The 19,445-nt window shown below is 62.1% G+C and carries 13 protein-coding genes; 1 reads left to right on the top strand and 12 read right to left on the bottom strand.

All coding sequences use genetic code 11. The features are described 5' to 3' along the window. Positions 1-17: 17 nt before the first annotated feature. The 10 genes from KHF85_RS00240 to KHF85_RS00200 form a co-directional block, all read right to left on the bottom strand. Positions 18-677: a DUF1629 domain-containing protein gene (locus KHF85_RS00240; RefSeq protein WP_284568059.1), complete on the bottom strand. Its 660-nt coding sequence runs from the start codon at positions 675-677 to the stop codon at positions 18-20. A 255-nt stretch (positions 678-932) separates the two neighbouring features. Further along, a complete protein-coding gene (locus KHF85_RS00235) occupies positions 933-1,574 on the bottom strand; it encodes a DUF1629 domain-containing protein (RefSeq protein ID WP_284569611.1) in 642 nt (213 codons plus the stop codon). A gap of 137 nt (positions 1,575-1,711) precedes the next feature. Continuing rightward, on the bottom strand, positions 1,712-2,929 hold the full coding sequence (locus KHF85_RS00230) for a S1 family peptidase (RefSeq protein WP_284568058.1): 1,218 nt from the start codon (positions 2,927-2,929) through the stop codon (positions 1,712-1,714). Positions 2,930-3,127: 198 nt separating this feature from the next. Further along, positions 3,128-3,481 (bottom strand): SymE family type I addiction module toxin, encoded by a 354-nt coding sequence (locus tag KHF85_RS00225; protein ID WP_284568057.1) that lies wholly within the window; start codon positions 3,479-3,481, stop codon positions 3,128-3,130. Positions 3,482-3,887: 406 nt separating this feature from the next. Further along, complete coding sequence (locus tag KHF85_RS20545) at positions 3,888-4,196, bottom strand: excalibur calcium-binding domain-containing protein (RefSeq protein WP_409976632.1); 309 nt, start codon at positions 4,194-4,196, stop codon at positions 3,888-3,890. Between the two features lie 99 nt (positions 4,197-4,295). Next, on the bottom strand, positions 4,296-4,892 hold the full coding sequence (locus KHF85_RS00220; protein ID WP_284568056.1) for an AAA family ATPase: 597 nt from the start codon (positions 4,890-4,892) through the stop codon (positions 4,296-4,298). A 7-nt stretch (positions 4,893-4,899) separates the two neighbouring features. Next, a complete protein-coding gene (locus KHF85_RS00215) occupies positions 4,900-5,856 on the bottom strand; it encodes an IS30 family transposase (protein ID WP_009597007.1) in 957 nt (318 codons plus the stop codon). A gap of 51 nt (positions 5,857-5,907) precedes the next feature. After that, a complete protein-coding gene (locus tag KHF85_RS00210) occupies positions 5,908-7,515 on the bottom strand; it encodes an AAA family ATPase (protein ID WP_284568055.1) in 1,608 nt (535 codons plus the stop codon). Between the two features lie 514 nt (positions 7,516-8,029). Continuing rightward, positions 8,030-11,845, bottom strand: a complete 3,816-nt coding sequence (locus tag KHF85_RS00205) for a LamG-like jellyroll fold domain-containing protein (protein WP_284569610.1) — start codon at positions 11,843-11,845, stop codon at positions 8,030-8,032. A 318-nt stretch (positions 11,846-12,163) separates the two neighbouring features. Then, positions 12,164-14,971, bottom strand: a complete 2,808-nt coding sequence (locus tag KHF85_RS00200) for a TonB-dependent receptor (RefSeq protein ID WP_284568054.1) — start codon at positions 14,969-14,971, stop codon at positions 12,164-12,166. Positions 14,972-15,270: 299 nt separating this feature from the next. Here KHF85_RS00200 and KHF85_RS00195 point away from each other — a divergent pair, with 299 nt between their 5' ends. Then, the gene (locus KHF85_RS00195) at positions 15,271-16,293 is read left to right on the top strand and encodes a sugar kinase (RefSeq protein WP_284568053.1); all 1,023 of its coding nucleotides are present in this window, start codon (positions 15,271-15,273) and stop codon (positions 16,291-16,293) included. A 156-nt stretch (positions 16,294-16,449) separates the two neighbouring features. Here KHF85_RS00195 and KHF85_RS00190 read toward each other — a convergent pair whose 3' ends face one another. After that, positions 16,450-17,376, bottom strand: coding sequence for an IS110 family RNA-guided transposase (locus KHF85_RS00190; protein WP_284566813.1), 927 nt, complete (start codon positions 17,374-17,376; stop codon positions 16,450-16,452). A 727-nt stretch (positions 17,377-18,103) separates the two neighbouring features. Beyond that, positions 18,104-19,309 carry an enoyl-ACP reductase FabV gene (gene fabV, locus KHF85_RS00185; protein WP_284568052.1) on the bottom strand — a complete coding sequence of 402 codons (1,206 nt, stop codon included), beginning with the start codon at positions 19,307-19,309 and terminating at the stop codon, positions 18,104-18,106. Between the last annotated feature and the right edge of the window lie 136 nt (positions 19,310-19,445).

Here is a 19,445-nt window from a genome sequence, read left to right as displayed (position 1 = left end):
TGGCCTTGGCGCTTGAATCAGCAGTTCACCGTGTCGTAGAACCAAAGCCCATTGGACTCGCTCGGTGTGACAATGCCCGCTGCCTCAACAGCCTCCTTGAACGCTCTATCGCAGAAGACGCCGCCATGGAAAGACAACCTGAAAACATGTGCCGAACCCAGAACGTCCCGCCTGAAGGCCAGCCGGATGTCGCCGGTGAGGTCGTAGTATTTCCCAGCTTCGAAATCGTCACTGATCTCGATGTTGAGCTGGGAGGCCTCTTCGTCCAAGGCATCCAATGTGCGGACGATATCGCACAGGAAGACGGTCGGGCCCTTGGAGCCATCGGCCAAGCGATAGTCAACGTCAGCGAAGGCGAAGGCGTCCGCATCCACTGACTCCATCACACGGCGTAGCCGTTCGGAAACCAACCAATAGCCGCTGAAGCCACCCTCCAGGTCTTGAGGCAGCATGCCTTCACTTGGGTGGTAAACCAAGCGTGGGGTTTCGCGCAATGGCGGGAATCCGCCTTCCTTTGGCTTCAAGATGAGACGCGGCGGCGTTCGCAGAACTTTCTCGTTTTCAAAGGCCACCCCGTGACCTTTTCCTCCACGCCGAGCGTCCGGCTGCAGTTGGAAGAACGCTCCCTTTTTAGGCTGATTGGTCATCTTGGTATCCATGCGTTGCATCCCGTCCATAGGCTCATGTCCTTCGATTGCTGTGACCGGAGTCTAGCGCTATCACCGCCTGCTCGGGCAGACAAAGTGGACACATGCCTCGCCCTTGTGCCGCTCCTTCCGCTGCGCGCAAAGGGCTCAGCGCTGTGGCGGCTCCCACCCTGACCACATGGCCTCATCAGGGCTACAGAACATGCGCTCGCCGTGTGCCTTGTTGATACTCATGCGCTCGTAGTCCTGCTGGCCCGGCATGTGGTAGATCCTCTTGCGCTGAGTTCAGATATCCGCCGCATCGATGAAAGAGATCCCGCTGGCTTCTGAGTCGTCAGGTATCCCGGCATCGTGAATCGCACCCTTGAACTCCCGATCGCAGAACACCGACGGATTGAACGGCAACCGGAATACGTGCGACTCCCCCAGCACCTCACGCCGGAAGGCAAGGCTGGCTCCCCCGCCCAAGGAATAGAATTTCCCACGCACATACTCGTCATCGACCTTGATCTTCAGCCGTGATGACTCTTCGTCCAAGGCATCCAGTTCTCGAACAACGTCACACAGGAAGTGTCGCGGACCCTTGATGCCATCAGCCAAGCGGTAATCCACCTCGGTGAACGCAAATGCGCCGGGATCAACCGAGCACATGACGTCATGGAATCGCTCGGACACCAACCAATAACCGCCGAACCCTGGCTCCAAATCACGAGGCTCGGGACCTGCGCTGGGGTCATAGGTCATCTGCGGTTGTTCGAGCATAGAAGGAAAGCCGCCTTCTTCTGGACGCAGGATGACTCGGGGTGGCGACCGCAGCTGGCGGAGGTTGTCGAACCTCACCCCGCAGGGCGGCCTGTTGCTCTCCATGTCCGATATGAACATGTAGAAGGCACCTGGCCTGGACTTATTGGTCATAGTTGTTTCCATGCGACGATGGTCCAGTTCGGGCAGCAACTTGCTTTAGGTTTTGAACGCTTGCGCGCCAGGTCAGGGCGGGATGACGGTGGAAAAACCCGCCGCCGACCGGCGGCGGGAAATATCCGCGACTTTTCAGTTGCGCGCCATCAGTAGAGTGACAATCCAGCGTCCGCAATTTTTCCAATGGGCATGAAAGCCAAGGCGCCGCATTGGCCTGGATTGGCGCCGGCATAAGCCGCGGCTGTCACAATGCCATATGCGGTGTTACCAGAATACATTGGCCCTCCGCTATCACTGCCAAAGCATGCTAAGTTATCACCTACAGCAACCGCGAACGAGGCTGCATCACAATTTTTGCCGTTGCATGCTTTAGGTGGGAAACTATATCGCGTGCTTGACACCACACCGCAGAAGTTTCCTGTGTTGACGCCGCGATGGCATATGCGCCCTCCTACACTCTGCGCACCCGCAAACAGAATGGATAGACCAGAGCTTTCGCTAGTGCCGGAACCATATATCTCTCCGAGAGCGGAGTATCCCACTGCAGGAAAGCTATGCCACTGAAGATCGTGTTTGGCGTCCCATAATTCACCCTCTTTCTTCAATATTGCCGTAATCTGGCCTCCGCTATCGTATGGCTGCCAATTGTAGTAGACCATGGTGTCAGGACAATGCCCGGCGGTCACTATTCCGACTTTGGAAGTTGCCCTATGCCTGACCATAAATCCGCCCGTGCAGAGATTTTCATTGGATCCTTGCAGTATAGATCCTCCTCTCAGATATGCTGCGGGGCGCATTGGACCTACAAGGAAGTCAATTCGCACGGGTGTCTGAAGAATCTTCTGTAGCGACGCGGCCTCATCCGAGTAAGAGCTTTTATCATTACTCTTGGTATAAACATGAAGAACAATATCGCCGGTACGCTCGTCGACAAACATACCTTGTAGCCCGGGGATATTTTTGTATAATTCTTGCTGATGCGCCGTTATGATCGCCCAAAGCTCCTCAATAGTTTTAGGGGCGCCTGTTTTAACGACAACAGGAACGTCGCCAAACGTTGTCGATATTTTAGCAACAGGGACGGGTTCGCTTCCTTTGAGCCGAACCACGAACCTCAGCTCAGGTTCTTCCTCCCAATATGCACCAGCCAACCTATCTCTATATTTCTCCACTAGCCCGGCAACTTGCTGTTGAGAGCCTTGCTGTAAGTTAATCCGCTTTGCCGCTTCTTGCTCCGATATCATTGCGCTTTTTGCATAAGACTTTGCTTCAACGCTATCGGCCTGCACACCTTGCGCTTGGGCTACAAGTGCGAAAGAAAAATGCAACAATGCAGATAACAGAAATCTTGAAGTGGTCCTCATCTTCAATCTCCTATACACCCCTGCGCTGAGGCTTTTAGCAAGCGAAGGGCCACGTGGTCAACACCAGGCCAAACACGCTGCGGTCTGACGTATACGCGGGCACGATACCGCGAGGCCTGTCCAGACAGCCGGCGTGTGCGACCCCATGGCAGGCATAGATGGCCGCACGCGTGGACTCCCTTTATGCACGGTGACCGATCAATCGGCGGCGGCCAGGCTCACCACCAGTTCGCCGTCGCGCACGCGCACGTGCAAGGTCTGGCCGATGGCGAAGCCCAGTTCCTCCATCCAGCGGCCGCACAGGCGCAGCGCCGGCACGGTCTGGCCGCTGGCGGCCTGGTGGATGCGGCCGACGGTGCAGCGCTGCGGCGGGCGCGTGCGGCGTGGGGGGCGTTGTTGGCGCGCAAGCTCGGCGGCGTCGGCCGCGGCGATCTGCTCGGGCGTCAGCATGGGGATGAGCTCGGACTCGACGATGGTCCAGTTCGGGCAGCAAGTAGCCTTGCGCGTGGCATGCTTGCGCGCAGGGGCGGGACGGGATGACGGTTGACGCATGGCAAAGCCTCCTTGTGAGACAGGAACCCGCCGCCGGCCGGCGACGGGATGTCGGGAGGTTAGAAACCGCTAACAGACGGCGGGCGTATTTCCCCGAAGGGTGTTGTATTAGCCGCCCTCCCGACGCAGGCATCGCGTCGGTTGCGCCTGAGAAACAGGCACAAAAAACCCACCGGTTTTTCGGAGGTGGGTACCGCTGTTAGAGGAGTTTCTACGCTCCTTGGGGAGTAGATTGCTACTGGTTGTTTCGAATGTCAACTGATCGACGTGGCGAAATCGCAAGATTGAACGTGAACTTGATGCTGCTATCGCAGATCTCTTCTCTGCTGACAGCAGACCTGCAAATTAGGCCACACAGCGAAGCGACCTCAGCTTGGACGGGCTGTTGTGCTCAAGCCTCTGGATATCACTCGCACCCAACACCATCGTTATCGCGGTCCAGCTTCGGAGCGTACCCTGGATCGCCACGGCGGACGGGCGCGGCACCCGCGGCCCGAGCTTCGGTGCAGTTGGCAAACGGCCGAGTGTTGCCACTGGCATGGGATGGGGCAGAGAAGCTCTGCCGAGAGCCAGAAGCGCCACCTCGGTGGCAGTGGTAATCGCCGGTCTTCCGGTTGTTGTGGCAGCCTTCGGCGTTCAGACCGCCTGGATGTGCGAATGCCAATGATGGGGCGAGCAAGGTGATTAGTGTCGCAAAGACGATCGCAGCGCGCATGTTATATCTCATCTTGGAGAATTTTGGTCAGCAAATTTACTTCCTCCGACCCCTTTATTGCGCTAACAAAAGTGCACTTTGACCCTAATTTTCCGGTGATTAAACCATCATCGCGTCGTAGTGTTCGACAAACCCAGTCCTAACAAAAACATCTTTGAACTTGTCTAGGAACTTTGTTCCGTCTATCGCCCCCATGTCCGTCAAATTAATTGCATCCGAGTGAGATCCTCGATTTATGTAACGGTAAAAAGGTTTAAATGCCTCGTCCTCACTCTCAAGCTTTGTTAGCTCTTTGTGAAGTGAGTCGGATTTGTGAACAAAGGAATAGTAATATTCAAGAATGTTCCTCATGATGTTAGGAAGAATGACTGGCAAGACCTTTCCGTCACGAGCATCTTTTAAGATAGACCAGTACGACTGATAGTCATTTTTGATGTCGTCAAAACTCATCGCTGATACCTTTGATGAGTTATCTTTGACAACCCTGAAAAATTCATAATTCTTATCGGGCTTTTGGTTGAAATGCCTGTAAAGCTCGTGAAAGAAGAACATACTGTGAGTCAAGATGATGATCTGCCGGAACTCATTTGGTTCAATCAATCGCTGGCATATCAATGACGAAACCTCATAAAGATAGTTATGCGAAAGGCTCGATATGGGGTCATCAAGAACGAGAATCCGTCGAGTTTTATCCACGGCGGATTCAACTCCGATTCGCAACGCTGTTGAGGACCTCCTCGGAGAAGACTTCGAGGGGCGTTTTGAATCCGAGTATCTTGCGCGGACGATTGTAGAGTCGCTGTTCGATCCATCGCAGGTGCGCATCGGTGATGGTGCTGAAATCGATGTGTCGTGGCAAGTACTGGCGCGTCAATCCGTTGGCATTTTCGTTGCTGCCTCGCTGCCATGCGCAGTACGGATCTGCAAAATAGAAGTCGCTCTGCAAGCAGGCGGCAATGAGCCGATGATCGGCGAATTCCTTGCCGTTGTCGGCGGTGAGGGTGTGCACCGTGTGGCCTAGGCCGCCCAGGCGCTGGACGATGGCGTTGCGCACGTTCTCGGCGGTGCCGTCAGGCGAGTAAGCCAGCAGATGCAGGCGACTGCGGCGTTCGGTCATGCTGACCACCACGGCCTTTCCGTGTGAGGCCCGGAGGGTATCCAGCTCCCAGTCGCCGATGCGGCTTCGCTGCTCCACCACGCTGGGGCGCTGTGTCCAGCTGCGCCGATGTGTCAGCTGTCCGCGGCCATCGCGCACGCCCCGCCGACGGCGCTTGCGGCGGCGCTTGCGTAGATGCGTGAACAACTGGCCACCGCGCTTGTGGTCAGCGTAGATGTGCCGATAGATCCATTCGTGACTGGCCAGGCCGGTGCGACCGGCAATCTGTTCCGGGCTGAAGTCCTCGCTCAGCAGGACCTCGATCTGTGCGATGCGCTCAGCGTCGATGCGTGGACGCCGGCTGGCCTGCGTGCGCCGATGCTCGCTGATGCGCTGTGCGTGATCTGGCAGATAGTGCCGAGCGTGCTGATTGCGGCGCAGTTCGCGGCTGATCGTGCTGGGCGCGCGCTCCAACGCATCGGCGATGGCCCGCATCGACATCCCGGTTTCATATAACGCATGCAAACGGTATCGTTCGGCCTGGTCCAGGCGGCTGGATGACATGGGCAACTCCACTTGGCGGTGAAGTCGCTCAAGTCAGGTCGCCGGGCCACTTCACAACCGTTGGTGTTGCGAATCGGAGTTGAAGCCGCCCACCGATGTCGTCTGATCATGGGCCCCGTTACAAAGCGCCAAAAAGTACAGGAGTGCGATCAGCGTCTTCTCCCCTTCACTCAGCGACTTGTAACGCGAAGCGTTGCCATTTCCACGCTTCAGCTCATAGTAGCCGGGCTTCACCGTTGACTGAACAAGTTTAAATTCATTAATACCAATGCTCTTCAAGGAGCGATTGATGGCAGCAACCGAAAGGTCGATGTTGGTAATCTTTCCTTGATTCTCTTCGATACTAGTCTCTAGGTCTGCCACTGCCTTAGCAATGTGAGATAACTCCTTGTCCAGCTCCCCTATCTTGCCATCACTAGCCTTAGTCTTTGCATCATAGTCGTTTATGGCATCGTCATAGTTAGCTCGCATTGCTGACCAAAATTGCTCCTTGATCTGGCCCAGCGCCGCAGGCTTATTTATGATCAATTTATTGTATTGGTCTATTTTTATTTGAATCTCATCTATGCATTGATTCACCTCAGCAACAAAGTCTTCCGTCTTATTCAACTCCACGACCTCACCAGGGCTATTCCTTTTTTTTTCGATGACAGTCTGGTTGCTGTCAAGGGCCTTGTCCAACGCAGCCTTGGCCTTGATGAAGTTTGCATCGCTCTGAACGTACTCATCAGAAAACTCAGAACCCGACAGAATTTTCTTGTAATTATTCACCAAGCCCGTGTAGGAGGTTTCGAATTCCTCCAGTTTTTGAATACTTTCTTGATACGTCTTGTCGAATAGATTTTTCAAGTTCTCTTCGAATTCAGATTTCAATTCCTGCTGACAGAAAGGACATACATTTTCACTGAAAGGCAGGAATGCTTGGCCCTGCCTAACCCAATCAGAGTTTCCTAGCTTTTCAATCAATGCCGATAGATAACTATCGCTTGTTCCAACAATCCGCTGTGCCAACAGATGTTCGTTGAAAGCGATGAAGTTAGAAACTTTTGGAAGCGAAGCTTTCTTAAGCCCAGTCGCACCATTGATCTCGGCGGCCCTTGATGCCAAAACAACGAGGTCGACCGACTGATTGGCTTTAGGTGAGGCAATAAGCTTGTTCCACAACTTGTCCTTTGCCCCCTTCAGTCCTTCTAGACAGAAATCAAGGTCACCATCTTCATATGTCTCTTTGATTGACCAAACCGCATTTTTTACGGCCGTATGATCGCTATTCTTTTGACTGTCGTGATTTTGCCTCATCGTCGTCACAGTGACTTTTCGTGTGACATGCTCGTTGATTAACTTACGAGCTTTATCTATCGCTTCATTAGCCTCCTTGTTTTCTTCACCCAAGGTAAAAATTCCAGGGAATGCGTTGTCACCATAGAAAGTTTGATCGATGTAATCCGCGTTGTAGACAAGGATTTGATATGGTCCCGCGCCATCATCCAAAAGCGAGCACTTGCTGAATTCACCTTCCTGTTTTTTTAGCGCTCTTGCAATCGTTGACTTGCCAGAACCGTTGTGGCCATAGAACAAAGCAACACGCTTACTGAGAGGGATCAGTAAGTCTGAGTCGGGAAACGTTGCAACATCACGCATTTTGATGGACTTAAGCATTTTGAAATTCCCTTTAGGCTCAAAACTCAGTCACAACGGAATCGACATTTGAGCTGTACAAGCACGTGAGAAGACTTATTTCTGCCGTTCAATCGGTGGGATGCTGTCGCCTCCAGCGACAGGCTTTAGTTCTTCTGTCCTAAAGGGGCCAGAGGAAATATCCATTTCAAACGCATATTTCCTCTGGCCCCTTTGCGGTCGATGTGGCGGCCAGGAACATGGCGAGTCCGGCCAGCGCCGTGATGATTGAAACTTTGGTTAACATCGATTTCCCCCCTGAGAAAATGTCGAGTTCCAGCTTTTCTACGCGTACTGAGGTTGTGCGCTACTTACCCCAAGCAGGCGCAACAATTCATCAATGTCCGAGGGGAGTCCCTCCTCCCTGATAGACGACCCCGTTTTAGCACGAAGGAACGCGGCGCGGGGAGACAAATGCAGATGCTGAGCGGTAACCGATTTCATTGCGACAACGCCTCATTATCCAATGAATCATTGCTGCTCATGCCCTACTTATTCAGGGCAACTCCATCGCGTTATTGCGCTGCGTCAATTCCGCCACATCCCCAACGGTAACAACCCGCACCCGCGCACCCTTGCCGTTACGACCAGCAGGCACCGACAACCGCACGGTCGCGATCTTCGGCTCCAAATCCCGCGGCGCCTCCAACGCAGGAAATGCCGCCCGCGCCAGTTCCCGGCCACGCGCGTCTTCCAGCACCACGTATCCCGCAGGCGCATCCGCATGGCCGAGGCTATGCACAGTCACCTCGATAGCATCCGCACTCACTCGCACATCGCCACGCCCAATCCCTAAATCCGGCCGCTGCTCGACCGGCACCGCGGCAGGGGCGATGAGTTCGAACTCCATCACCACCGTCTTGCCAGCCGGGAATTCCACGTCCACCGCTCCGCTCTTCTCGAACGCAAATTCGCGCGTGGCGGCCTTACCGTCGATGCGCCCATCGCCATCGCGATCGACGCCCGCACGCATGCGCCACTGCCCGGCGGCCACGTTCCAGCCGGTCATCTGCGCCCGCTGCAGCTTGCCGCTGGTGTTGTAGCCGATGACGGTGAAGCGGTCCTGGCGCGGTTTGGGCAGCAGCAGGGCGATCTGCATTGCGCCTTCGGGGTCGGCGAAGCGCCAGCTGACGGTGTGGCCGGGATAAGTCTGGTTGCGCTTGAGGGCCACGCCGCCCAGGCGGGCGCGCTGCAGGTGCACGGTGGGCGATTCGACGCGGTCGCTCCACCAGTGGCCTTCGGTGTTCATGTAGAAGCTCTGCAGTTTGTCGCGGGTCTCGGCGCGGTACAGGGTTGCCAGCCAGGCGGTGTCGCCCGTGGCTTCCCAGGCGGCGTGGTGGGCGAAGTCGGGGACGGCGTCGGGTTTAGCGGCGGCCTCGGCCAGGTCGGCGCCCCAGCTGTCGCGTTTGCCGAGTAGGTCGAGGACGTTTTCGTTGAGCAGCGACAGGCCCGCCGGGCCGGCGTTGGCGACGCGGTAGTCGATGGGCTTGAGGTAGCGCGCTTCGCCGGTCCAGCGCCAGGCGGCCCAGAAGGTGTGCAGGGTGTCGGCGCCGCCGCTGCCTTCGAACAGGTCGCCGCCGCGGGTGTTGCCGGTGGTCCAGTTGATCTCGTTGGGCAGCGCCCATTGGCCCTTGGCATTGGTGTAGGCGTAGGCGAGGTAGCCGTCGGCCAGGCCGGTGACGATGCGGCGGCTGTTGGGGTCGGCGTTGTAGCCGCCGAGGAGCAGGGCCGGGTGCAGTACCGGGAACGAATAGGGTTTCTGCCACTGCCAGTTCGGCTCGCGGTAGACCTTGCGCCCGCCGAACCAGTTGCTGGCGAACAGCAGGTGGCCTTGCGGGTTGACCTGGATGATGCGGTCGAAGGCCTTCACCGTGCGCATCAGGCGCTCGACGGTGAGCGGGTCGCCCCAGTTGAGGTAGAGCATGGCGCTGTTGAGGTTGATGCCTTCTTCGTAGGCATGCAGTTCGTCGGTCTCGATGGTGGACAGGCCGTCGGTGAACATGCCGTTGCGGTAGTTGGCGTCGGACAGCGCGGTGAGCGAGGCGTTGAGCTTGTCCGGGTCCACGCCCATCAGGGCCACGCCCGGCCATTGCTGGGTGAGGTCGGAATCGTCGGAGATGCCGCCGCCGAAATCGCCGTAAGCCACTTGCCGCTCGTCGATCCACCAGCGGATGTAGCGGCGGGTGGCCTTGAGGTCTTCCAGTTGCCAGAACGCCCAGGCCGGCACGCCCTTGGGCGGGGTGGGCAGGTCCACCGGCAGCGCGCCCTGGTTGCCGTAGCTGATGTCGTTCCAGTATTGGCGGGCGAGCGCGTTATCCGGGTCCACGCGCAGCAGGTCGCCGATGTCGGCGTCCAGGCGCGCGTACAGCAACTGGCGCTTGGAGGTGGTGTGTTCCTCGACCAGGAAGCCCCAGTTGTCCTTGACCTGGTTGAAGCGGTCGGCGATGTGTTCGGCCTTGGCCTGGTCGCGCGGCTTGAACAGCAGGCGCAGTTGCGCGCCGTCCAGCGCGCGCGCATCGAAGCCGGGTGCGGCGGAGGCGATGCTGAGCATCAGGCTGTCGTTGGTGAGGATGCGGTCGCGCAGGTCCAGCCACAGCGTGCGCGCCTGGCCGGGCTTGACCGACACCGAGACGTCGAGCATGTCGCGCGCCGGCCAGATCGGGTCCTTGATGCGGAGGTTGAGCGGGATCAGGCCGTCGTGGGTGGCCGGCAGGTCCAGCGCCGGCAGGTCGATGGCGATGCCGTCCAGGCCGTCTTGCATGTTTTCCCAGCCGTAGGACCAGCTGCGCATCAGCGCTTGGTCCGGCGGGGCGTCGCCGAGGCTGGAGGGGATCAGGATGTGCACGATGGGCAATGGCGGCGCGGCGGATGTTTCGTCGCTGCGCTTGCGCGCCGGTGCCTTGCTCGGCAGCGCGACCACGGTGCTGCGTTCGGCCGGCGGGTAGCGGCCAGCGATGTAGCCGCGCAATGTGGCGAGGTTGGCGTAGTCCGGCGCGATGTCGCTGCGTATGGTGTAGCTGAGCGTGGCGCTGGGGTCGGACGGCGGCGCGCCCGCGCCGACGTCGTAGGCCCAGATTTCCTGGATCGGGGTTTCCTGCGCGGTGTTGGTGAAGCGCAGGTGGCCGCCGCGGCGGCGCTCGAACTGGTCGACGCTGCGCACGGTGCCTTGGCTGCGCTGGAACAGCGGCGCAGGCGTTTCGCCGGCAGCGGCGTAGCTGGCCTGGCCGTATGCGGCGCCGCGCAGTTCGATGCGGTTGAACGGTTCGTCCGGTAGCGCCAAGTCCAGCGCCTTGCCGCCTTCGACGTAGACGTTCCAGTCCGGCAATTGGAAGTAGTCGTTGCGGCCGGGCAGGCGCGAGCGGTTGTAGACGCCGGGCCAGGTGGTCTCGGCGATGCCGTCGGTGGCCTTCCACATCCACTGCTTGAGGTCCTTGGCGTCGGTGAACTCGACCTTGCGGATGCGGGTGGACGGTGCGTCCAGCGCGGGCGGTGCGTGGCCGTGGTCCCAGCCGAAGCGGTGCAGCCAGGCGTTGCGCGCTGCGGTGTCGGGCAGCGGTTCGGCGCTGCGCGGTTCCTGCTGGCGCGCCAGGGCCGCGGCGCCGGCGGCGTCGAGCATGCGGTCGTAGACGCGGATCTCGTCGAAGTCGCTGCCGCGCAGGAAGTGGTAGCGGCTCTGCACCTGGTGCGGCGCCAGCACCCGCCCGGCCAGGCCGAGCTGGTCGAGCGCGGCGTCGAAGTCGAGCGCGCCGCCGTTGGCGCAGGCCTGCGCGCAGTCGGCGCGCGCGGCTTCCTTGCCGTCCACGTACAGGCGCACGCCGCGGGTTTCGTCCCAGGCGAAGGCGAGGTGGGTCCAGGCGTTAGCGGCGGGGTTCTTGTCGAGGGTGAACGACACGCGGGTGCGCGCCAGGTTGGCGTCGGTGACGAAGGCGTCGAAGCCGTGGCCGTTCCAGTCGATGCGCAGCCAGGCCATGTCCCAGCTGCTGTGGTCGGCGTAGCCGACGCGGAAGATCACGAACGGCGCTTCGCCGACCGCATAGCGCGCGCGCCAGAAGAAGGACACCGTGCCGCGTTGGGTGTAGAGGTTGCCGGGCGCGTTCCAGGCGAGGACGCCGTCGTCGGCCCATTCGATGGCATTGCCCTTCACGCCGGTGGGGACGAGGGCGACCTTGTCGCGGAAGTTGGGGGTGGCCTCGCCCTGAGCGATGTCGGCGTCGAAGCCGTGGTCGGCGGAGACGCGGAACAGCAGGTCGGGGGTAGTGGTGGCGGTAGCGGTGGGTGCGGCGAAGGCCGGGAGTGCCAGGCAGGACAGCATGGCCAGGCAGCGGGCAAGGATGCGATTGCCGGTATTCGTGGGGGTTTCGAGACCCATCCGTGCGCAGCGGCGCGCGGGCGGCGCGGGATCGCGGTACGGTGCGTGCGTGTCGCGGCTGAAGCCGCTCCTACAGGGGAACAAGATGGCGGCAGCGCGCACGGCGCTGCGGCGGATTGCGTCTTCCATATCGCTCCTTTGCGATCGCCGTGCGCACGTGCCGCCGCATGGCGATCCTCCCTATCCCCGATCCGGCGAGTATGCAGGCAGCGGGCATGGCTGGTGCCGCGCGGGGGCGCGCGACACCAGCGGGCGTGTAACTCAGAACTTGTAGCGCACGCCGAGCAGGTACTGGCGGCCGGTTTCGGTGTACTGCAGCGGCAGGCGCCCGGTGGTCGGCGAGTACACCCACTCGTCGGACGCTTCGTTGGTCAGGTTGATGCCTTCCAGGCTCAGTTCCAGCTGCTCGCTGATCCGGTAGCGCAGCGAGGCGTCGATGACGGTGGTGCCGGTCATGCCGTGGGTGCCGTCGACGTTGAAGCCGGCTTCGGTGCCCGGCGCCTGGGTCAGGTAGTCGTCGCGGTTGGTGGCCGAGACGCGCCCGGAGAACACCTCGCCTTCGTAGAACACGGTGGCGTTCCATGAGGACTTGGACAGGCCGGTGAGGTCGTTCTTCATCACCGGCTTGCCGGTGTTGTCCAGGTACTGGATCTGCGAATCGACCCAGGTGTAGTTCAACTGCACGCCCAGGTTGGACCACTTGCCGGGCAGGAAGGTGAAGGGCTGGATGTAGTTGGCTTCCACGCCCTTGAGCTTGCCGCCGGGGGTGTTGAGCGGGATGCTGAAGGTGAAATCGTCGTTGACCGAGGCGTTGGTGCCGTCGAGCAGCGATGCCGGCAGGCCGCTGCTGGAATACGGACGCACTTCGCGCGCGGTCTGGATGAAGCTGTCGATGTCCTTGTAGAACAAGCCCACGCCGGCCATGGCGCCTTCGTCGAAGTACCACTCGACGCCCAGGTCGACGTTGGTGGCGCGGATCGGGTCCAGATCCGGGTTGCCGCCGCTGACGGTGCGCGCGCCGCCGGCCACGGCGACGGTCACGCCCGGGGTCAGGCTGCCCAGGCCGGGCCGGGTCATCACTTTGGCCGCGCCCAGGCGGATCAGGACGTCCGGGGTGATCTCGGCGACCAGGTTGAACGAGGGCAGGGTGTCGTCGTAGCTGCGCTCGACGGTGGTCTGGGCCGACACGTTGTTGATCAGCGCATAGCCGGTGGAGGCCTGCTTGGTGCGCACGTAGCGCACGCCGATGTTGCCCGACAGCGGAATATTGCCCAGGTCGGTGGAGAACTCGCCCATCAGGTAGGCGCCGCGGTCCTTCTCTTCCACCCTGCGGCTGTTGTTGCTGCGCGGGGCGACGGCGAACAGACCGCTGTTGCTGTAGAGGTCGAAGCCATCGACGAAGGCGTTCAGCTCCGGGATCACCCAGTTCGACGGGCTGCCGGCGATGCCCTTGAGTCCGGCCTGCCCGGTCATGTCCACCGGCACGATCTTGGTCCCGTTGGCGAAGTTGGGCACGGTGCTTTCCGAGGCGCGGCGCAGCTCCACGGTCTTGAAGGTGTAGTCCTTGGCCAGCACGCCGCCCTTGAGCCGGAAGCCGGGACTGATGGTCCAGTTGAAGTCGATCTGACCGGTGTCGAAGTCGTTGTCCACGTATTGCGGACGCAGGCGGATCTCGGCCAGTTCCCAGCCACGCGGATCGGTGGTGTCGATGCCGTAGTTGATCACCGGCGCACGGCTGTTGCCGCGGTAGTCGTAGCTGTAACCATCGACGTCGTACTTGTCCATGATGACGGTGGTCTGCACCGGGTTCTCGTGCCTGGAGCGCGAGGTGCCGACCTTGCCGGACAGGGTGACGTCGTCGCTGAAGCGGTGCTGCGCGCTGAGGCCGATCTGCTTGAACACGGTGCTCCACTCGTCGTGGCGGTTCTCGCTGCGGATGTCGACGTTGTCGAACTCGCCGTAGACCAGCGCGTTGTTGCGGATCTCGCCGTTGCGCACGATGGTGGTGGGCTTGCCGTCGCGGTCGGGACGCCGCGCCGCGCCGGTGGCCGCATCGCGGTTGCGGCTGAAGGAGATCGCTTCGATGTAGTGTTCGTCGCGCTCGGCGTCGATCTTGGAATACAGCGTATCCAGCGCGATCTCGGTGGCGTCGCTGGGCTTCCACTGCAGCGAGCCGGTCACGCCCAGGCGCTTTTGCGCGTGTTCCATCTGCACGTAGCGCGGGAAGCGCGGCTGGTAGACGTTGGCCGCGCGCGCGGCGGCGTACGGCGAGGACGCCGCGAAGCCGCCGTTGCTGGTGCCGCCGGCCCAGCGGCCGGTGTTGGAGCCTTCCTCCAGCGCCTGGCGCTCGGAGTAGGCCACCGACAGCAGCGCGCCGAAGGTGCCGTCGGCGAAGGTGTTGGAGATCAGCGCGGCCAGGCGCGGGTCGGCCTTCTGCGCCATCGCGTTGTAGCCGGCCTGGCCGCTGGCGACGAAGGTGAAGCCGCTGTAGTCGAACGGGCGTGCGGTCTTCAGGTCGACGGTGGCGCCGAGCGAACCTTCTTCGACATCGGCCGAGGCGGTCTTGCGCACGATCAATTGCGAGAACAGGTCGGAGGCGAACACATTGAAGTCGAAGCCGCGGCCGCGATTGGTGCCGCCGCTCTGGTCGCCGGCGCCGACCGTGGTCAGCGCTTCCATGCCGTTGATGCGCACCCGGGTGAAGTCCGGGCCGAGGCCGCGCACCGAGATGCTGCGGCCCTCGCCCGCCTCGCGGGTGATGACCACGCCGGGGATGCGCTGCAACGATTCGGCCAGGTTGAGGTCGGGGAACTTGCCCACGTCCTCGGCCACGATGGCGTCGACCACCCCGGCTTCGCCGCGCTTGATGTCCAGCGCCTTCTCCACGCTGGCGCGGTAACCGGTGACGGTAACCGTGTCGAGTTGGGTGGCCGGCTCGGTGCCGGTGGCCGGCGTGGGATTCTGCGCGGGAACGTCCTGTGCCTGGACGATGCCTGCCTGCAGGGCCAGTCCGATCGAGAGCGCGAGCAAGGTAACCGGTGTCTTCCGGCGTTCGGTGCGAGATTGCATGTCCTCCCCTCCCAAGGGTTACATGAACTGCGTGATATTTCGGGCTGTTGCCGCGGGATGACACCGCTGGTCAAAACCGACGTTAACAGTTGCAAAACATTGCGGCATCTTGCAGCGCAACAGAAACCGCGCCGGATTTGCGTGCTTTCGGCACAAAGCCGTGCCTGGCCTGGCGCGGCCGCTGCGAGGCTAAGGCGCTGGCTTCCGCGAAAAATGACACCGATAGCCAACAACTTGGCCGTGGCCGCCGTTCCCGGCATGCTTGCATCCCCCCTTCGACCGATCAGGCTCTTCCTGCCATGACCACATCCCGCATCGTCTGCTTCGGCGAACTGTTGCTGCGCCTGGGCGCCCCCGGCCACGAACGCCTGCTGCAATCGCCGCGGCTGGACGTGCACGTCGGCGGCGCCGAGGCCAACGTCGGCGTGGCGCTGGCGCATTTCGGCCACGACGTGGCGATGGTCAGCGTGCTGCCGGACAACCCGCTGGGCGAAGCGGCCGCCGGCGAACTGCGCCGGCACGGCGTGGACACCCGCGGCGTGCGCTTCGTGCCCGGGCGCATGGGCCTGTACTTCCTGACCACCGGCGCCGGGCACCGCCCCAGCGAAGTCACCTACGACCGCGCCGGCTCGGCCTTCGCGCTGGCCCAGGCGGACGCCCACGACTGGCCGGCGCTGCTGCGCGGCGCGCAGTGGCTGCACCTGTCCGGGGTGACCCCGGCGCTGGGCGAACGCGGCGCGGCCGCGGCGCTGGCGGCGGCACGCAGCGCGCGCGACCTGGGCGTGCGCGTGTCGTTCGACGGCAACTACCGGCCCAAGCTGTGGGAGGCCTGGAACGGCGACGCGCCGGGCATCCTGCGCCAGCTGCTGGCGCAGGCCGACGTGCTGTTCGCCGACTACCGCGACCTGGGCGTGGTGCTGGGCCATTCCTATCCGCAGGACAGCGCGCAGGCGCGGGTGCAAGCCGGCGCACGCGATGCCTTCGCCGCATTCCCGCAGTTGCAGGCGATGGCCTGCACCCAGCGCGTGGCGCACAGCGTGGACCACCACAGCCTGGGCGCGATGCTGCTGCGCCGCGACGGCAGCGTGGCGCAGGCGCCGGCCGAGGAATTGACCGGCATCGTCGATCGCATCGGCGGCGGCGATGCGTTCGCCGCCGGCGTGCTGCACGGCCTGAGCCACGGCTGGGACGACACCGCCACGATCCGCTTCGGCCTGGCCGCCGGCTGCCTGAAGCACTCGCTGCCGGGCGACTTCCATGCGCTGGGCGAGGCCGACGTGCAGGCCTGCGTGGGGACCTCGCGGTTCGATGTGAAGCGGTGAAAGGCCGGGAATGGGGAATGGGGAATGGGGATTCGTGGGCGCGCTGGTGGCGGCGTTTTTGCGCGCGGCCCTGCGTTGCTGGCGATGCGTGTTGTTGTCGCGGCTGAAGCCGCTCCTACAGGGGGCATGCGCGCGTCTGTAGGAGCAACTGTCTTCTCATCCGATAACCTCACGCCATGGTGTGCGATCTCGTGCCATGGCGTTGAGTCGGATAAGCAGCACGCGCATGCATGCGGTGATGGCGACCTTGGCGGGCTTGCCGCGTGCCCGTAACTGTTGATAACGCTCCTTGAAGGAGGCTTGAGTGCGCACAACGCTCCAACAGGCCATGTACAGCACTCGTCGGATCGTGGCACGCCCGCCGCGGATGCGGCGTTTGCCACAGTGCTGCCCGCTGTCCACGTTGTAGGGAGCCAGGCCGACCAGGGCCGCGATCTGGCGACGATCCAGCGTCCCCAGTTCGGGCAGATAGGCCATCAGGCTGGCGGTGGTGACCTCGCCGATGCCCGGGACCGTGCCCAGGGCGTGCGCCAGCGCATCGTCGAGCTGGCACCGCACCTGCTTGATCGCCTGGTTCATCCGCTGGATACGGCGGCGCACGTCGCCGATCTGCTCGATCAGGCACGCGCGCACCATGGCCAGGGTCGCCTGATGCAAGCGACGGCGCTCGTCGTCACGTTGCTGGACCAGTTGCTCGCGGCGCTGGACCAGCATGCGCAGTTGCTCACGCAAGGGATCGGGAGCCGGCGCGGGCGCTTGCACCAGGTGAGCCATGCGCGCCAGCAAGGCCGCATCCAGCGGATCGGTCTTGGCGGTTGTGCCCAAGGCCGTGGCGAAAGCGCGTGCCCGGCGCGGATTGATCCGGGTCACCGGGATCCCTGCCGTGGCCAGTGCCGTCATCACCGCCCGTTCGTAGCCGCCGGTGGCCTCCAGCAGCGCGTTGCCGACGCAGTGCCCGGCAAGGTGGTCGCACAGGCGCTGGTGGCCCTGGGCGGTATTGGGAAAGGACAGCAACTGGTCCAGGGGAAGCACGTGGACGGCCAAGGTGTCCTTGGCCACATCGATACCGATCCAAAGAGGCATAAGCGTTAGGTAGACTGGGGGACAGGAGAGAGCCACCTCGTCGCTGCCCACGCTTGTGAAGTTCGAGCGAACGCTCGTTCAACTGTTCGGGCTAGGCAACGAGGTCGATGTGCGGCCGCCCTGGCTCCTACACGTGCTTGAACACTACGGCCTGTCGGCGTGCCGCACATCGCTCTCCACTCAAACTGTAGAGCAATCTCCAGACACAAGCGGCTTCAGACGCGACAGGAAGTGAGGCGGTCGCGATGCCAAGCCCTCCATGGAAAACGCGGCATCGACGCGACGACGAATCCCCAATCCCAGATTCCCGCCTTTGCGGGAGCGGCTTCCGCCGCGCGCTGCGACACGCTTCACGTGTGGGGCGGTTTCCATGTGCGGATTGGTGCAGACCTTGCTGCAATGGCCGGCGCAGCGGCGGCTCTGGTTTCACGCGTCGCGACTGACGTCGCTCCCACAAGGAGCGCTGCCGGCCACCGCGGAGACTGTGCCGGTCGCCACTGTGGGAGCGACTTCAGCGCGACGCGGGACGCCATCGAACGCGACTGATTGCAGGCGCCGGCCGGACCTCCCATCCGATTCGCGCGGCGGTGGTTTCATCGTTCCTGTCGCGGCTGAAGCCGCTCCTACAGGGGACATGCGCGCTTCTGTAGGAGCGGCTTCAGCCGCGACAGGCACTCAAGGAAAAACGGCCAGCATCGCTGCCGGCCGAATCCCCACTCCCGGCTGCTTACAGCTCGATGCAATCGAACTGCACGTCCGGATTCACGTCGGCGTCGTAGTCCACGTCGTTGCGCTCGAAGCCGAACAGCTTGAGGAATTCGTGCTTGTAGCCGGCGTAGTCGGTGAGCTCAAACAAGTTCTCGGTGGTGACCTGCGGCCATAGCGCCTTGCACGCGTCCTGCACGTCGTCGCGCAGTTCCCAGTCGTCCAGACGCAAGCGGTTCTGCTCATCGGTGGCCGGCGCCTGGCCGTCTGCGCGGTACATGCGCTCGCGGAACAGGCGGTCGAGCTGGTCGATGGTGCCTTCGTGCAGGCCCTTTTCCTTCATGATCTTGTAGACCATGGAGATGTACAGCGGCATCACCGGGATCGCCGCGCTGGCCTGGGTCACCACCGACTTGAGTACCGCCACGTTGGCGCTGCCGCCGCTTTGCTGCAGGCGCGCGTGCAGGCGTTGCGCGGTCTGGTCCAGGTCCACCTTGGCCTTGCCCAGCGCGCCGTGCCAGTAGATCGGCCAGGTGATCTCGGTGCCGATGTAGCTGAAGGCTACGCTGCGCGCGCCCGGCGCGAGCACGCCGGCGGCGGCCAGCGCGTCGATCCACAGTTCCCAGTCCTGGCCGCCCATCACGGTCACGGTGTCTTCGATCTCCTGCTCGGTGGCCGGCTCGATCGAGGCCTCGATGATCGCGTCCTTGTTGGTGTCGATCGCAGTGGCGGTGTAGGTCTGGCCGATCGGCTTGAGCGCCGAGCGCTTCACTTCGCCGGTGCCGGGCAGCTTGCGCACCGGCGAGGCCAGCGAATACACCACCAGATCGACCTGGCCGCCCATCTCGGTCTTGATCAGTTCGATCACCTGCGCGCGCGCGGCGTCGGAGAACGCATCGCCGTTGATCGACTTGCTGTACAGGCCCGCCGCTTTGGCATGCTTGTCGAACGCGGCCGAGTTGTACCAGCCGGCGGTGCCGGCCTTCTTGTCGCTGCCGGGCTTTTCGAAGAACACGCCCAGCGTGTCGGCGCCGAAGCCGAACGCGGCGGTGATGCGCGAGGCCAGGCCGTAGCCGCTGGAGGCGCCGAGCACCAGCACCTTCTTCGGCCCGTCGCTGCGCACGCCCCGCGCGCGCGTGGCGGCGATCTGCTCGAGCACGTTGCGCTCGCAGCCGAGCGGATGCGTGGTGGTGCAGATGAAACCGCGAACTTTGGGATGGATGATCAACGCCTACTCCTCGTCAACAAGATGCTGGCGGCATCTTAGGGCCTGACAGCGTCATTGGGGAGGCCGCGGCGGGGCTGGGCAGACTGCCATGGCGGCAGTGGCGGGCTGGCGCACACAGCCGCAGCGTTGCCGACAT

It is taken from the genome of Xanthomonas graminis pv. graminis (assembly GCF_030168915.1).
Taxonomy (GTDB): Bacteria; Pseudomonadota; Gammaproteobacteria; order Xanthomonadales; family Xanthomonadaceae; genus Xanthomonas_A; species Xanthomonas_A translucens.
This window is presented reverse-complemented; position numbering and strand designations above follow the sequence as displayed.

Excerpts from the sequence above, each read along its gene's own strand:
- KHF85_RS00240 (WP_284568059.1), bottom strand. The coding sequence starts at position 677 with ATGGACGGGATGCAACGCATGGATACCAAGATGACCAATCAGCCTAAA.
- KHF85_RS00235 (WP_284569611.1), bottom strand. The coding sequence starts at position 1,574 with ATGGAAACAACTATGACCAATAAGTCCAGGCCAGGTGCCTTCTACATG.
- KHF85_RS00230 (WP_284568058.1), bottom strand. The coding sequence starts at position 2,929 with ATGAGGACCACTTCAAGATTTCTGTTATCTGCATTGTTGCATTTTTCT.
- KHF85_RS00225 (WP_284568057.1), bottom strand. The coding sequence starts at position 3,481 with ATGCGTCAACCGTCATCCCGTCCCGCCCCTGCGCGCAAGCATGCCACG.
- KHF85_RS20545 (WP_409976632.1), bottom strand. The coding sequence starts at position 4,196 with ATGCGCGCTGCGATCGTCTTTGCGACACTAATCACCTTGCTCGCCCCA.
- KHF85_RS00215 (WP_009597007.1), bottom strand. The coding sequence starts at position 5,856 with ATGTCATCCAGCCGCCTGGACCAGGCCGAACGATACCGTTTGCATGCG.
- KHF85_RS00210 (WP_284568055.1), bottom strand. The coding sequence starts at position 7,515 with ATGCTTAAGTCCATCAAAATGCGTGATGTTGCAACGTTTCCCGACTCA.
- KHF85_RS00205 (WP_284569610.1), bottom strand. The coding sequence starts at position 11,845 with ATGCTGTCCTGCCTGGCACTCCCGGCCTTCGCCGCACCCACCGCTACC.
- KHF85_RS00200 (WP_284568054.1), bottom strand. The coding sequence starts at position 14,971 with ATGCAATCTCGCACCGAACGCCGGAAGACACCGGTTACCTTGCTCGCG.
- KHF85_RS00195 (WP_284568053.1), top strand. The coding sequence starts at position 15,271 with ATGACCACATCCCGCATCGTCTGCTTCGGCGAACTGTTGCTGCGCCTG.
- KHF85_RS00190 (WP_284566813.1), bottom strand. The coding sequence starts at position 17,376 with ATGCCTCTTTGGATCGGTATCGATGTGGCCAAGGACACCTTGGCCGTC.